This is a genomic window from Streptomyces sp. NPDC058086 (assembly GCF_042885015.1).
Taxonomy (GTDB): domain Bacteria; phylum Actinomycetota; class Actinomycetes; order Streptomycetales; family Streptomycetaceae; genus Streptomyces.
Genome location: NZ_JBHVST010000174.1, coordinates 1 through 14,079, shown reverse-complemented (window position 1 = coordinate 14,079; position 14,079 = coordinate 1). Strand labels below are relative to the sequence as shown.

At 68.8% G+C, this 14,079-nt stretch carries 13 protein-coding genes, 1 tRNA gene and 5 pseudogenes; 7 read left to right on the top strand and 12 right to left on the bottom strand.

Annotation, left to right across the window (positions count from 1 at the left end; translation table 11 throughout):
* Window positions 1–125 precede the first annotated feature (125 nt).
* From ACFVWD_RS54695 to ACFVWD_RS54685, 3 genes and pseudogenes are all read right to left on the bottom strand, one after another.
* Window positions 126–331 (bottom strand): annotated as a pseudogene (locus tag ACFVWD_RS54695) (transposase); the annotation flags it as partial.
* Between the two features lie 102 nt (window positions 332–433).
* The gene (locus tag ACFVWD_RS54690) at window positions 434–823 is read right to left on the bottom strand and encodes a transposase family protein (RefSeq protein ID WP_389606355.1); all 390 of its coding nucleotides are present in this window, start codon (window positions 821–823) and stop codon (window positions 434–436) included.
* Between the two features lie 49 nt (window positions 824–872).
* Window positions 873–1,997: pseudogene (locus ACFVWD_RS54685) on the bottom strand (IS110 family transposase).
* A gap of 195 nt (window positions 1,998–2,192) precedes the next feature.
* On the opposite strand from ACFVWD_RS54685, the pseudogene ACFVWD_RS54680 reads away from it, so the two are divergent.
* From ACFVWD_RS54680 to ACFVWD_RS54670, 3 genes and pseudogenes are all read left to right on the top strand, one after another.
* Window positions 2,193–2,747, top strand: a pseudogene (locus ACFVWD_RS54680) (transposase); the annotation flags it as partial.
* Window positions 2,737–3,108 carry an RNase A-like domain-containing protein gene (locus tag ACFVWD_RS54675; RefSeq protein ID WP_389606353.1) on the top strand — a complete coding sequence of 124 codons (372 nt, stop codon included), beginning with the start codon at window positions 2,737–2,739 and terminating at the stop codon, window positions 3,106–3,108. The pseudogene ACFVWD_RS54680 and the gene ACFVWD_RS54675, both read left to right, overlap by 11 nt.
* 27 nt (window positions 3,109–3,135) lie before the next feature.
* Window positions 3,136–3,795 carry a contact-dependent growth inhibition system immunity protein gene (locus ACFVWD_RS54670; RefSeq protein ID WP_067362492.1) on the top strand — a complete coding sequence of 220 codons (660 nt, stop codon included), beginning with the start codon at window positions 3,136–3,138 and terminating at the stop codon, window positions 3,793–3,795.
* 540 nt (window positions 3,796–4,335) lie between these two features.
* Here ACFVWD_RS54670 and ACFVWD_RS54665 read toward each other — a convergent pair.
* Window positions 4,336–4,554: a hypothetical protein gene (locus ACFVWD_RS54665; RefSeq protein WP_389606351.1), complete on the bottom strand. Its 219-nt coding sequence runs from the start codon at window positions 4,552–4,554 to the stop codon at window positions 4,336–4,338.
* A 46-nt stretch (window positions 4,555–4,600) separates the two neighbouring features.
* Here ACFVWD_RS54665 and ACFVWD_RS54660 point away from each other — a divergent pair, with 46 nt between their 5' ends.
* Entirely contained in the window at window positions 4,601–5,197 is a 597-nt protein-coding gene (locus ACFVWD_RS54660) for a sigma factor-like helix-turn-helix DNA-binding protein (RefSeq protein WP_389606349.1), read from the top strand.
* A gap of 146 nt (window positions 5,198–5,343) precedes the next feature.
* On the opposite strand, the gene ACFVWD_RS54655 is transcribed toward ACFVWD_RS54660, so the two are convergent.
* From ACFVWD_RS54655 to ACFVWD_RS54640, 4 genes are all read right to left on the bottom strand, one after another.
* A complete protein-coding gene (locus ACFVWD_RS54655) occupies window positions 5,344–7,179 on the bottom strand; it encodes an FAD-dependent oxidoreductase (protein WP_389606346.1) in 1,836 nt (611 codons plus the stop codon).
* A gap of 946 nt (window positions 7,180–8,125) precedes the next feature.
* Window positions 8,126–8,199, bottom strand: a tRNA-Met gene (locus tag ACFVWD_RS54650).
* A gap of 15 nt (window positions 8,200–8,214) precedes the next feature.
* Complete coding sequence (locus ACFVWD_RS54645; RefSeq protein WP_389606344.1) at window positions 8,215–8,409, bottom strand: winged helix-turn-helix transcriptional regulator; 195 nt, start codon at window positions 8,407–8,409, stop codon at window positions 8,215–8,217.
* Window positions 8,410–8,606: 197 nt separating this feature from the next.
* The gene (locus tag ACFVWD_RS54640) at window positions 8,607–9,515 is read right to left on the bottom strand and encodes an NADP-dependent oxidoreductase (protein ID WP_389606342.1); all 909 of its coding nucleotides are present in this window, start codon (window positions 9,513–9,515) and stop codon (window positions 8,607–8,609) included.
* Window positions 9,516–9,663: 148 nt separating this feature from the next.
* On the opposite strand from ACFVWD_RS54640, the gene ACFVWD_RS54635 reads away from it, so the two are divergent.
* Window positions 9,664–10,263, top strand: a complete 600-nt coding sequence (locus ACFVWD_RS54635; RefSeq protein WP_389606340.1) for a TetR/AcrR family transcriptional regulator — start codon at window positions 9,664–9,666, stop codon at window positions 10,261–10,263.
* Between the two features lie 169 nt (window positions 10,264–10,432).
* Window positions 10,433–10,663: a hypothetical protein gene (locus ACFVWD_RS54630; protein WP_389606338.1), complete on the top strand. Its 231-nt coding sequence runs from the start codon at window positions 10,433–10,435 to the stop codon at window positions 10,661–10,663.
* A 265-nt stretch (window positions 10,664–10,928) separates the two neighbouring features.
* Here ACFVWD_RS54630 and ACFVWD_RS54625 read toward each other — a convergent pair.
* The 4 genes and pseudogenes from ACFVWD_RS54625 to ACFVWD_RS54610 form a co-directional block, all read right to left on the bottom strand.
* Window positions 10,929–11,411, bottom strand: a pseudogene (locus ACFVWD_RS54625) (glycoside hydrolase family 15 protein); the annotation flags it as partial.
* A 112-nt stretch (window positions 11,412–11,523) separates the two neighbouring features.
* On the bottom strand, window positions 11,524–11,949 hold the full coding sequence (locus ACFVWD_RS54620) for a hypothetical protein (protein WP_389606336.1): 426 nt from the start codon (window positions 11,947–11,949) through the stop codon (window positions 11,524–11,526).
* A 203-nt stretch (window positions 11,950–12,152) separates the two neighbouring features.
* A pseudogene (locus tag ACFVWD_RS54615) lies at window positions 12,153–12,529 on the bottom strand (transposase); the annotation flags it as partial.
* A 142-nt stretch (window positions 12,530–12,671) separates the two neighbouring features.
* The gene (locus tag ACFVWD_RS54610; protein WP_389606334.1) at window positions 12,672–13,208 is read right to left on the bottom strand and encodes a hypothetical protein; all 537 of its coding nucleotides are present in this window, start codon (window positions 13,206–13,208) and stop codon (window positions 12,672–12,674) included.
* Between the two features lie 449 nt (window positions 13,209–13,657).
* Between ACFVWD_RS54610 and ACFVWD_RS54605 the strand changes: the two genes are divergently transcribed.
* Window positions 13,658–13,996, top strand: a complete 339-nt coding sequence (locus tag ACFVWD_RS54605; protein ID WP_389606332.1) for a hypothetical protein — start codon at window positions 13,658–13,660, stop codon at window positions 13,994–13,996.
* The last annotated feature ends 83 nt before the right edge of the window (window positions 13,997–14,079 follow it).

Sequence of the window (14,079 nt, the reverse complement as noted above, 5' to 3'; positions counted from 1 at the left end):
GGCCGCGCCGCACACCCCCTCCTACGCCAGCGCATCCTGCTCAGCTGACCTCAAAGTCCACGGGAATCACCGGCTACGAAAATCTTGGAAGAGTCAAGCGAGCGGTGTAACTGGGTTTGGTGTGGCTAGAGTTGGCCTGCGGTGAGGCGGCCGTCGAAGGCCAGGTCAAAGGCGTTCACAGCGTCCTTCCAGCGCATGGTCCAGCGTTTACGGCCGGCGCCGGTCGGAGGCTCATGACGGCCATGTAGACACATTTGAGGGCGGCCTGCTCCGTGGGGAAGTGCCCGCAGGCACGGACGGCCTTGCGGATGCGGGCGTTGACGCTCTCAATGAGCCTCCGCCAACTTGAAGTCGCAGGTCAAAGGGCTGGTGTGACCGGTACTCAGGGTGCTCACGCTGGTCGTGGGCGGGAGCCTGTGGAGTAGATCGTCTGTCAGCGGTTGATTTCGAGGTTCGTCAGAACGAGCAAGGCTCGCGGGAGGCGGGTGGCGCGGGCGGGGTCGGTGCGGAGCTTCGTGAGGGTCCGCCAGTTCTTGAGGTGCGCGAAGCCGTGTTCGACTGGCGCGCGTCCGACGGCGAGGACGCGGTTGGCGTCCTTCTGGCCTGGGGTGAGCTTGTGGGTGCGGCTGGCGTGGAAGCCGGTGACGATCACGGGGTCGAGTACGTCGTTGTCCAGGCCGCGGAAGCCGAGGTCCGCGAGGGCGCCGAGGCCGGCGGCGTGCAGGTGGGCCAGGATGTGGTCGTGGCGGACGGCGGTGATGTCGTGGGTGCGGCCGGGCCGGGCGGCGGATATCCAGATCACGCGGCCGCGTTCGTCGGTCAAGGCGAGGAAGTGCAGGCCGTGATGGTGGTGTTTGATGCCCCTATGTTCGTCAAGTCGCGGTCGTGAGGGTTGATGGATCGTCAGGCCGCTGATGGCATGTGATCATGTCGGCCCGTATCAACGCGTAGACCTCGCGGGCTGTGTAGCGTTTCAGGCAGCGCATTATTTCGCGCTTTCCACGTCCCTCGGCGGTGCGTCGCTCCAGGTACTTACGAGTGCGCTCGTCCTGGCGCATGCGGGTGACCACGATGCGATGCAGCGCGGCGTTGGCCTGCCGGTCCCCGCCCCGGTTGAGCCGACGGCGCCGGGTCTTGCCCGAAGACTTCTCGACGGGGCTGGCGCCGCACAGCGCGGCGAAGGAGGCCTCGCTGCTCAGCCGCTCGGGATTGTCGCCAGCGGTGATCAGCAGGGCCGCAGCACAGTCCGGCCCGATCCCGAGCCGCTCCAGCAGGCTGGGTGCGCTGGCCCGGACCGCTGCGGTCATTCGCCGCCCGAGCTCGGTGACCTCCTGCCGAAGCCGCAAGACGCGCTGTGCGGGCAGACGGAGCGTGAAGACTGCCGTGCCGGCTGCCGGGTTGCCGTCGCGGGGGTCGACCAGTTCCGTGCAACGGCGGACCAGTAGTGCAGTCGAGAGCGGCTCCAGCTCCTCGCACAAGGCGGAGGGAGCGTTGACCAGCACGGCCTTGAGCTGGTTGAGCGCCTGGGTACGGGCCTTGACCGCGGAGTTCTTGGCCAACCGGAGCATGCGCAGCACCTCCACCTGCCCGTCGCCGCTCTTCGGCAGCGCCTGTGCCGTGCCCGACAGTGCGGCCCGGGCGGCAGCCTCGGCGTCGACGGCGTCGGTCTTCCCGCGGCGACGCCGGGCGGATCGGTCGGGCTGGTTGACCTCCACCACCGGCACCCGCTGGGTCGCGAGGTAGCGGGCGAGGCCAGCGCCGTAGGAGCCGGTGCACTCCACCCCCGCCCGCAGTACTGTTCCGAACTGGCGTGCACAGTCAAGAAGTTAGCGGTAGCCGGCCGCGGTGGCCGGGAACTCCCGGGTGTCCAGCAGCCCGCCCAGGTGGTCAAGGACGGCAGCGACGTGCACGTCCTTGTGGGTGTCGACGCCGAGCACCACCGAACGCGGCGCGGCAGCGGCCCCGGCGGCTTGGACGGTGCTGAAAGCAGCGGGCATGCTGAGGGTGGTCACGGTGCTCCAGTTCGACGATGCGGTGCCGATGGCCAGCGCAGGTCGGTGGAGCGGTCAGGACTGTGACGGTGCCTTCTAGGCCAAGGCCCCTGACTTGTTGAATCGGGCCCAGACGCGTGGTCTGCAGCCGTAGCGTCCAGGGTGTCGGTCGGCACGGGCCCGCAGTGCCCCTTGCCGCCCATGGGCTGGCTCTCCGATAGCGTGCCGCCGCCGGCCGACACCCACGCGGTGTGGCTCGACAGAGGCATGAACGTGTGCGACCGCTACTTCAAGTCAGGGTGCCCACCGCATACTTCGCCGCTTCGAGTACAGACCGGGATGCGCGTGATCACGATCGGGATCGACCCCCACAAGTCCTCTCACACCGCCGTAGCCGTGGACGGCGCAGGCCACAAGACCGGCCAGCGGCGCTTCGTCGTCAACGCAGGCACCTTCACGCAACTGATGCGCTGGTGCCAGCCGTGGCCCGAGCGTCGCTTCGCCATCGAAGGCGCCGGCGGCCTGGGCCGCGCGCTCGCCCAGCAACTGGCCGCCGCGGGCGAGGACGTGGTGGACGTCCCCTCCACCCTGTCCGCGCGTGCACGCCTGCTGGCCACCGGAGGGGACCGCAAGACCGACCCCGCCGACGCCCTGCACGTCGCCCAGGTCACGCTCTTCCGCCAGGACCTGCGCAAGGTCACTCCGGAGGACCAGTCCACCATCCTCCGATTGCTCACAGAGCGTCATGACGACCTGGTCAACGAGCGGACCCGCACCACCAACCGCCTCCACGCCGTCCTGCGCGACCTGCTGCCCGGCGGAGCCCCCACCGGCCTCTCGGTACATCGACCACGCCTCGGCCCAGAAGCACACCCAGGCGGTAGTCCTCAAGCGGCAGAAGCAGATCGAGGACTGGTTGAACAACGGGAAGCCGGCGGGGAAGAAGGACTTTTCGGCCGAGCTGGGAGAGCCCACCGGAATGAGCTTGTCTCGCACCCACTTCAAGAACGGACTGCCCCCAGAATGGGTGACGGGGGCGAAAGTCGTCCTCAAGAAGGACCCGACCGTCCCTCTGGGCTACCGCGTCCTGACCTCCTACCCCGAAGCCACCTCGTAAGACCGCAACCAGACAGGTCCACAGCCCATGGCGCCCATCCACGACCGCTTCACGGAACTGCACGACCTCCTGCAGGCGTACGAATGGAGCGGCAACACATTCGACGACACGATGGAAGCACCCGGCGCAGCGCTCACCTCCTACCTGCGTGTCGTCGCGGCCAAACCCCAGCGTGCGGCAGCCGCAGTACGCGAGCTCGACGATCTGCTCGCCGTCGGCCTGTTCAGCGACGAGGTAGCCGACGACGTCGACCTCCTTCCGCACATCGAACCGCCGTCAGGCGTGAGCGTCGAGGACTGCCTGCGGGTCATCCGCCATCACCTCAGCCACTTCCTCGCGAAGCCGCCGGCCGACGGTTCCACCCACCGCCCGCAGACTGCCTGGGAGTGGCGTGAGCGGTTCCCCGCGCTCGCCCACCTTCTGGGGTCCTACTTTCACCAGGACTTCTCCGCCGAGTACCAGTCGCACGCTGAGGCCGTCGACGACTACCTGGCCCTGGAGTCCCCGGAGGACCACCGAGCCGCGGCCACGGACATCGACGCGTTCATCGCAGCCAACCCGAACGACGACGACCTGACGGAAGCCGCCCGTGTACTCGGTCTGCGCATCGCGCCTCCAAAAGGAGTTCCACTGCGCCAGTGGCTCATCGACATCAGGGACATCCTCACTCACCACACTGCCGCCTGATCCCGCCCGGCGCGGCCGTCAGAACCGTGGTGCCCCGGTACTCGCCCCCAACGGATCAGCACCCCCCATGATCCGCTCAAGTCACCGCTGACCAGGCGGGCCCGTCACCCGCCAGCGTCCGTCGCTCCCTGTTCCGCCCGCGCGAGGGCTTGCAGCCGAACGGAGCGCACCACCGCGAACGCGCCCACCGCCGCCTCCCCCACTGTGCCGCTCGGCGGCAGGCTGCCAGCCGGTGCCTCGCGTCACGCGCATCCGTCGGGCGGCGGGGTCGCGTTCGGCGACGTGCCGGGCGACCGCGTCGACGCTGGGGCGTGCGTACCGCTCCAGGGAGCGGACGGAGGCGTGGCGGGAGCGGGCCAGCAGCATCGGGGTGGAGGTGCCGCCCTCGGCGTCGTGTGTCAGGGTGTGGCGGATCCGGTGCAGTGTCCAGCCGTCGCGCGCGGCTCGATGCCGGTGCCCTTGACCGGCTTGGCGGACTCGCTGTCGAACCGCTCCTGCCGAGCGCGCGGCCGAGTTCGCTGGTCCGCGTGCGCGACGATGTCAGCGACGGGCCTGAGGGCGGCGTTCCTCCTCGGCGTCGCCGCTCCCTGCGCTCGCCAGAATCGCGCTCGCGATAACCTCGAAGAGGTGGTCGGCGCGTGGCGCGAGCGAGGGTTGATCGCCGAGCCAAGCGAGCATGGCTACCAGCGCAAACAAATCGGCGCCATGGCGGGAACGCGCAGCCGGCCAGGACGTACTGGCGAGACCCAGATCGGCCATCCGAGCACCACACCACCTGCGCCCTCCACCACGGTTTCCCGATTCGATGCTCGACCCGGCAGCGATCGTCGCGGCGCGCGACAGCCTGCGGATCGCGCTGATCGCCACGCTCCAGGAGCTGCCGGGCCGCCAGCGGGCGGTGTTCATCCTGCGGGACGTCCTGGCGTGGCCGGCGGCGGACGTCGCGCAGGTGATGGGCAGTAGCACGGCAGCGGTCAAGAGCACGCTGCAGCGCGCACGTGCGCGGCTGGCACAGACGCCACCCGACGTCGAGCAAACGGTCGAGCCCGGCGAGCTGAGCGCCGTCCTCGCCCACTACATTGCCGCAGTCGAGGAGGCCGACGGCGCGGCCCTTGCACAACTGCTGCGTGTCGATGCCAGGGTCGAGGCGACGCCTTGGCGCACCTGGTTCTCCGGCCGCGCCGCCTGCCTGCCCTATCTCGTGCAGCAGGTCCTGGGCTCGCCGGGCACCTGGCGGTTGCTGCCGACCAGCGCGAACGGCCAGCCGGCTGCGGTCGCCTACCACGGTGGTCAGGCCTACGGCATCCTCCTGCTCACCGTGACCCCGGCGGGCATCGCGAGAATCAACGCGTTCGGGGACCCGGAGCTTGTCGAACGGTTCGGCTTTCCTACGTCCGTGTGAGCGCGAACACCCGCAGGTCTTTCGGGGTTGGGCTACCACGCCGAAAGATCACGATCTACGGCTGGAGTACAGCAGCACGCCGTTTCGGTTGAAGGGCCGCAGCCGCTCGGGGCAGCGGCCCTTCAGGCACAACTCAGTGCCGGGTGCTACCCCAGGTCGAAGGTGTTGGGCAGCCCCAGCCGATAGCGCACCTCGTCGACCCGCTTCAGGGGCTCCATCTCCGGCGGCCGGAACAACTCCCAGATGTGACACCGTTCGGCGCCCGAATTGTCCGCGTCCAGGAGTGCGTTGACGGCGCGTCGCGCGGACTCGTTGGCGCCCTCCATGGTCGCCAGGTCCACGTCCGTACGGACGTAGTCGCCCGCGAGGAAGAAGTTCGGCACCGCTGTCCTGGCCGATGGGCGGTGGTAGAGGGTGCCGGTGGGGTGGATGAGGAGTTGTTCGCGGTTCTGCGGGTCGGGGCCGCCGAGGCCCGTCACCGCCGGGTCCATGAACCAGCCGAGCCGGTCCTCGTCCCCGAGCGTTGTCTTGCCGGAGTCGTTCAGCCCGTCCTTCAGCTGGGCCCACAGTTCGGCGACGATCTCGTCCTTGGTGCACTCACGGGCAGTCTTGCCGTACAGGATGCCGGGCTTGTCCCACTCGGAGATGATCGTGGACAGGCACTCGTGAGCCTGCCCGTCTCCGTAGTCGCGCGAAAAGTCCCGTACGTCCCAGAATTGCGTCTGGCCGATTCCGGTGACCGCCCACGGTGAGTCGAGGCAGTTGATGTGGCCGTGCACGACGGGGGTGGGCGTGCGCAGGTAGAACATCACGCCGGTCATCCAGTCCGTCTTCAGCGCGTCGCACCGCCCGAGCTGCGGGTCGGCGGCGCGCAGGGCCGGGCCCCAGGTCACGCGCGCGTGCTCGACCGGCAGGGCGGAGACGTAGTGGTCGGCGGTGATGGTGCGCTGCCGGCTGCCGTCGCGCGCCGCCACCCGTACGCCGGTCACCCGGCTGCCGCCGTACACCACCTCCCGGACCTCGGTGTCGAGCACGAACTCGACGCCCAGGGAGCGCAGATGCGTCTCCCAGGGGTCGATCCAGGCCTCGCTGGTCGGGGCGTTCAGTACCCGGTCGATGTCCGCGTCGCCGTCCGTGCCGCGGCCGAGCAGGCCCCACAGGAGGAGGGCCTCGATGATGACGCGGCCGACGGTGCGGGTGGAGGCGATCTCGGCGCGGGTGGCGACCAGGTTGCGGGTCTGGCCGATGCCGAGGAGCACCTGGTACTCGCGGCTCATCTCGCCGGCCCGGATGAAGTCCCACCATGCGACCTTCTCCCACTGGTCCTCGCGGCGGGCGTCACAACTGGTGAGGTGGACCAGGAGGCGGTCGGCGAAGTAGGCGGCCTCGTTGGCGGGCAGGTGAGTGGCGAGGTCCAGTACCGACAGAATCTGGTCGCGGATCCAGGACGGGGTGAGGTCGCCGGGGGCGGGCGGGGTGGTGACCCGGCGGAGTGGGAAGTGCAGGTCCGGGCGGCCCGAGCCGCGCGCGAACAACGCCTCCGTACCGCTGCGGAGGTTGCCGTGGACGCCGTTCGCGTTGCCGGGGAAGGGGATGCGGCGCATGGTGTCCGGCAGATTCCGGTAGAAGCCGGGGAAGAAGCGGAAGCCGTGCTCGCCGGGAAGCGGCTTGCGGCCGCCCGTTCCGGTCCCGGGGACGTCCATTGAGCGGGCCTTGCCGCCGAGGGCGTCGTAGTACTCGTAGACCGTGACCTCGTAGCCGCGTTCGGCGAGTTCGTGGGCGGCGCTGAGGCCGGAGACTCCACCGCCGAGGACGGCGACGCGCTTGCCGGAGGTGGCTGCGGCCGCGCTGCCGGCAGCCCCTAAGGCGCCGACCGCCCCCTCGCCGACGACTCCGGCGATCGCTCCCCCGGTCGCCGTCAGGAAGCGTCTGCGGCTGTGTCCGTTGTGCCCCTGGGACTGCTGCGCGTGTTCTGTTGTCATGGACACCGGAGGGTAGGGAGGGGCTCCGGAAGCCGGAAGCCCTATTTCCTGTCACCCACAGCATCCTCACAAACACAAGGAGGCAGCGATGCCGAGCGTGTACGTGCAAGGCCGGCCCGTCGACTCGTATCTGCGGCTCGCACCCCAGGCGCGGGGGAACCCGCCCTCGCCTCGCTCTTGAAGTCAGCCTGACCAGTCACGACAACTCCTAGCACTGTGGGTTGTCAAGGACTGTGAGTCCTGGGTGGCGAGGGATCCTCAAATCCCTCGCTCAATCCGCCGACCGATCTCCGGCCCAGACACTAGGACGAGCGATGCATGCCGCCGCTCGGCGGCGCGCATCGCTCACTGGCCGGCCTGGCGCCGGTCTCGGCTGAGGGGGACTGCACCGGCCGCCATGCACGACGTCGGCACATCACCGCGCCGCGCGAGCACCCGCCTGCTCTGCGGTGACCAGGGTGCGCCACCGCTGGCGGTGACCGGTTCGCCGTCAGCCCACCGCGCGGCCGACGCCGGCTCGAGGGGAAAGCGTGCGTCAAGGGGCCCGCCGACGCACCGTTGATGATGGGCGAGAAGGCGTACCTCGTGGATTCGTAGCTGAGCCCTGACGGTCGCGCCGGTGACCAGAGAGTGAAAAGTCCCGGCTGGGCGGGGGAGACCAGCCGGGGCCGTGGGTGGTGGCGTGCGGAGGGCGGTCGCCTCTCGGCGGAAGGCTCCATGGGGCTTCAGCCGGACGATCGTCCCCATGGGCTATGGGTGAGGCCCGGGGACACTGTCCCCTCCGCTAGCCACGTAGAGATGAACGGTCAACCGTCTCGAGTTGTTCCTCTGACGTCCCGGTTGCCGTTGCGAGTTGGCGCACGCCTCGCGTGGCACAGGTCCGTTGAGATGGTTGGCACGACACGCCTGAGGGGCCGGCACATCGTGCCGGCCCCTCAGGTTTCAGTAGCGGGGACAGGATTTGAACCTGCGACCTCTGGGTTATGAGCCCAGCGAGCTACCGAGCTGCTCCACCCCGCGTCGGATTGCTCCACTCTACGCGATCCCTCCCGGCCCCGAGACCGTGAGCGCCCGCCTGCAGCGAGGGGTGTCGGCGAACGAGGCTGCCACTTCCTCGAGTTCGCGTAGCCGGCCGGCGGGCATCTTGGTGCTGATGGGGCAGATGGCGGCGAGCAGTTCGCCGTAGCGGGCCGGGCGCGTGGCCAGGGTGTGCAGGATGACCCGTTCCACTTGTGGCCCAGGACCTCGAATGCGGCTGCGAGGTCTGCGTCCGCCCTCAGTGGCGGGAAGGTGCGGGCTGCCATCGGCTTTCGCTTCCGTCTCTTATGGCCGCCTGGTGGAGCGCGTCGGGGCTGCGGGGCCGCAGTCAGCTGTGGGTTCGTGCTGGCTGCGGCCCCGTTGAGCTCGGGCGGCACGGCGGCTTGGTGTCAGGGCAGGAGGACGACCTTGCCCTGGTTGCGGTGGGCCTCGATGTCGGCGTGGGCCTGGGCGGCTTCGCCGAGCGGGTAGGCCCGCCATACGGGAACGTCGAGCTTGCCGGTGGCGATCAGGTCGGCCAGTTGCGGCAGGGCCTGCGGGAAGCGATCCTTCGGGTCCATGCCGGTGAATCGCACGCCGTGCTGGGCGAAGGACGGGTCCGCGATGGTGATGACCTTGCCCGCATCTGCGACCAGGGCGACGGAGTCGGCGAGCACGCCCGCGCCGGAGGCGTCGAAGACGAAGTCCACACCGCCCGGGGCGGCCGCCTTGACCCGTTCCGCCCAGCCCTCGCCGTACCGGACGGCAACTGCGCCCAGGCCGCCCACGCGTTCGGCGTCCTGCTCCGCGACCGTGCCGACCACGGTGATGCCGCGGGCGGCGGCCAGCTGCACCGCGACGGTGCCGACACTGCCGCCCGCACCGTGGATGAGCAATGTCTGTCCCTGCTGCACGCCGAGGTGCTTGAGCGTCCGGTAGGCGGCCTCGCCGACCGTGACCATCGCGGCCGCGGTCTCGAACGACAGCTCCTTCGGCTTGGCGAACGGCCACTGCAGCAGTGCGTGCTCGCTGTAGCCGCCGACTGAGGCGACCCCGAAGACCTCGTCGCCGATCGCGAAGCTCGCGCCCCCGCCGACCGCTTCGACGACACCGGCCACGTCCCAGCCCGGGACCATCGGGAATTCGACCGGGAAGACGCCCTGCATCATCCCGGCGCGGATCCGCGCGTCGATCGGGTTGACGGCCGTCGCCCGCACGCGGATGCGGACCTGGCCCGGACCCGGTTCGGGAGTGGCAACCTCCGAAAGGGTCAGGACCTCCGGCCCGCCGTACTCGGAGAAAGTGATCGCAGTAGACATCAGGCACTCCCTGAGGAGAAGGAACCGCACACGCCATAAATCATTCAGTGCGTGTGATTGCCTTTCCTGTGTATCACGCACGACGTGTGATTCAAGCAGGGCGTGGCACCAATCACACGGTGTGTATGATTTTTGATAGGGTGAGGATATGGAGCAGCAGCCTGTCCACCGCCGTCAGCCGGCCCTCAGCAATCCGCGGGTCCAGCGCACCCGTGCCCGCATCCTGGCCGTCGCCCGCGAACTGCTGCCCGACGTCGGGCCCACCGGGCTGACCTACGCCCTACTGGCCGAGCGGGCCGACGTCACCCGCCAGACGCTCTACCGGCACTGGCCCAACCGGGCCGCGCTCCTTTTCGATCTGATCCTGGAAGGCCCTGACCTCGGCAACTACCCCGAGCCGGGCCACGACGTGCGCACTGTGGCGACCGCCTGGCTGAAGAGCCTGCGCGACGGCATCAGCGACCCGGTCATCCGCACCGCGGTGCTGGCCGTCACCGCCCAGGCCGACCACGACCCCGACAGCGCCCAGGCTCTCGTCCGCATCGGCCAGGACCGCCACACGGCACTGAACAAACTGTTGGAGCCTTCCGGGATCCAGCTCAGCGACGACGAGTACACCCTGCTCTACGGGCCCGTCCTCGCCCGTCTCTTCCTCGATCGCGGCCATGTCACCGACGAGTTCATCGCCGCCGTCGTCACCCAGTGGCTCACCACCCTCGACCGCGACGCCACGCAGCCAAGCCTGTGACCGACTGGCCACGCCGGGCTTGCTCACCTTCTTCCTGGACATCCGGCCACCCAGCAACACCGGCCTCCAGGCCGGCCGGACGCAGTCTGTCCCGATCAGCGACGGAATCCGCCGGGTGAAGGGTACGGGTACGTACCCGTACCCTCGGAGGGTGGGAAGGAGCACGCCAATGCCCGATGCCAACGTCCGTATCCCCGAGGAAGCCAAGGACCGGTTGGCCGCCATAGCGGCCGCGGAGGGGCTGTCGCTGCGCGCGTATCTGGCCCGTCTCGCTGAGACGCTGCTGACTCCGGCCGAGCGGGCAGAGCGGGCCGAAAAGGCCCTGGCCGCGTTGACGGAGTGGAACGGCTACGCCCCGACCGCCGCTGAGGAGCGGGACGTCCACTGCGCGACGGGGTGAGCGAGCCCACCAGGATCAATCATCGCGCACCCTGTCGCCGTGCCGGCACCGTGACCGGCTTGGCATCACCGGTGGGCACGGCCTTCTACCGCAGGTAGCGACTGTTGTGGAAAGGGTGGTGCGCTCACCTGCGGATGATGTCGTCCGACGGATATGGGGTGGACAGCGTGACTGCTGGACCTCCGGTCCGTGCTGCCATCGGTTGCGGGTAGCGATAGGGAACCGGAAACGGTGAGGTAGGAGGGAAGCCTGTCGTGGCGGCGTCGAGATGGGCATCCAGGCTCAGCGCAGCGGTGACGAGGGCGAGATGGGTCAATGCTTGGGGGAAGTTCCCGAGTTGCTCGCCGGTCAGTCCGATTTCCTCGGAGTACAGACCGAGATGATTGGCGTAGGTGAGCATCTTCTCGAAGACGAGTCGCTCTTCACGCAGATGGCCGGCGCGGGCGAGGGCTTCGACGTACCAGAAGGTACACGCCGAGAAGGTGCCTTCAGAACCGAGTAGCCCGTCCGGAGACGAAGAGGGATCGTAGCGGTATACGAGGCCGTCGGACACGAGATCTTTCTTGATCGCGTCCAAGGTCGAGAGCCACCGCGGATCCTGCGGGGGTATGAACCCGACGGAAGGCATCCGCAGTAGCGCGGAGTCCAGCACGTCGCTGCCCAGGTACTGCGTGAACGCGTCGTCTTGTCCAGGGCCTCGGGCAAGCAGCGTTCTACGCCGCTTCCACCACGTTGGCCGGTGGTCTGGCCCGCGCGCTGCTCCACCTGCTCCGTCTGTCTGTCTCGTCATGCTGACCCGAGCGTCCGGCGCCTGTTGCCGACGGGCGGGGAGTCGGCCACGCCGGAACCCGGGGTCTGCCTTACCCGTGATCAGTATTTAGCTTCTTCAGAGCACGGGCGGTGAGCTCTACTGCGATCAAGACTGTGGCTGTGTTGGAAACGGTAACGGCAACTTTGTTGTCGTGCTTGACATCGAGGAAGCGGACGCACTTCTCGCTGCGGAAGTCATTGGCGTCCTCATGGTCAAGGCGGACTTCGATCGTGCCAGGGCCGGGCATCGCGTAGGCGACGGCTGGCAGTGGCTTGGCAGCGCGGTAGATGCGGACGTAAGTCGGGTCGCGGGGTGCTTGCTCGTTGGGTTTACGTAGGTCGCCGCTGAGCTCTCCGCTCTCCAGGACCCGGCGTACATAGTCGTCTGTGCTGGCTGCTGCTTGTGTATCCGCTTTCTCTCGTCCCCATATGAGTTGCATGATGCGGTACTGCTGGTCTGCGGGAAGGTGTCTCAAGAGGGCCCCTGCTTCCTTGGTCGCCAGTGCAACGGGATTTTACTGATCAGTCAACTCATGAACCCCTCTCAGGGAAGAGTTCGTTCAGGTGTAGCGCATGGCGCTGGCGGTGGGGGCGTCTCGGCTGGGTAGAAGCCAAGACGCCCCCGGGAACTGGAGTACGTGGCTGGTGCGTTGGCCGCGAACGTGCGCCGGTCGGTTGATCACGCTGCCGTGTGGTGGGGTCGGCTCCAGCGGTGCTGGCGTTCGGATCGGACGCGGGCGCGTTCGCGGCGCTGGGCCTCCAGCACGCTGGGATGGCGGCGATGTTGGTTGCGCCAGCGCAGGTAGGCGTGCAGGTCGCGGGCGAGGGCGGGGTGGTTGGGCGGGTCGCTGTTGCCGAGGACGAAGCCGCGCAGCGGCCCGAAGTGCGGCTCGATGGGTTGGCCCAGGACGCCTGGGTCGGGGTGAAGCACAGCTCGGTCTTGTGCCGGGCGGCCCAGCGGCGGATCGCCTGGGTCTTGTTGCCTGACGAATTGTCCAGGATGACGTAGATGGGGGCGCCGTTTGGGCGGGCGGCGCGGATGCTCTTGAGCGCGGCTAGTGCTCCAGCTCTAGATCGTGATCTTCATGTCCGGGCTTGTCGCTGATAGTGGATGGTCTGGGATTGAGCCTGGTGGAATCGAGCCGGTGGGCCGTGCCGTGGACGGGCCAGCCTTCTCACCGGGCGGGGGCAGGGTCAGTCAGCGGCCGAGGTCGATCGTGAAGCGCCTCGTGCCCGGAGCGATCGTGTCGGCGTGGACCGAGCCACGAGACCGGTCGAATTCCCCGGTGCCGCCAGTGATCCCGTTGTCGAACGAAGGGGGAGGGCCCGGGTTGAGAATGCCGAAGACCATCCCCTGCACGGAGAGTTGGCCGCCCGGAAGGTTGTAGGTCACGACGCACTCCTCCGCTCCGCCGTTGTCGACCCGGGTGGTGGTGCAGGTGCCCGCGGTGTCGCCGACCTGGTTGCCGTACTGGTCGAAGAGGTTCGAGCGGAAGACGGTCCGATCGCCCTGGGCGGGGCTGCCGCCGGGGTTGACGGGGAAGCGCGTCTGCTGCGCGAGCCGGCCGATGAGTGTGATGACCCGGTCTCCGCCCGTGGTGTGGGCGGAATCGGTGTCCGTCGCGGCGGCGGCCGCGACAGGGGCGCAGGCGAGAAGGGTAACCAGCGCAGTGGCCGTGCCGAGACAGGCTGCTCTGATGGGGCGCATCGTGTGGCTCCCGAGGTTGATGCTCATGGATGGTCAGGTGACGCATTCATAACCTCGACTCTGCCGCCGCCCGGAACGTCCCGGCGCGCCCCACCGGCAGATCCGACCAATCGGACCAACCCGGGACGAGAGGCGGCCCGCCCAACCGGACCAGTCGCGCGGGCGGGTTGACGCCGGTGCAGCACATTGGCTCCTGGATCTTGCCCCAAGGCTGCGAAGTCAGCTGACCAGATGGGGGCGTCGAAGCGACGCGGAGGCGGGGTGGACGCGCAACGAGACCCCCGGCTGGATCACGGTTTCTGTAAAGAAAAGCCGACTGATCCCAGGTCAGAAACCCGAGCGGCTCAGTCGGCGGGCTGCTACCGTCACCGGCATGATCTCCGGACCGCACTGACAGACCGTCGCCCGCCCCTGCCGTATCCGGCCGGGCGGTACCGCGATCGGTCATGTCCTCGCGTTGCAACCGGAGTACTCCCATGTCACGCCCGTCCAAGGGCGGCGCGTCTTATCGCGCCGTCCTCGCACTCCCGCATGCCCGCAAGCTGTTCGCCGCCGCGATGCTCGCGCGGCTCTCCTACGGTCTATTGGGCCTGCCGCTGCTGCTCACACTGAAGCAGGCCACCCACTCCTACGCCGTCGCCGGCACGGCGAGCGGGCTGTTCGGCCTGGTCACCGCGCTGCTCGGTCCCGCCCGCGCCCGGCTCGTCACGCGGCGGCCGCGCGCGCTGATGGCGCTGGCCGGCGCCTACTCGGGCCTGCTCGCCGCCATCGCCGTTGTCGGAGCGGCCGGGGCCGCGCCGTGGCTAGTGCTCTGACCGCATAGGTTGGCCGGTTTGGTGATCGTGGCGGTTGGATGGGTGGTGACGTCCGATCCAACCGCTGGAGGTGCGGTGGCCGA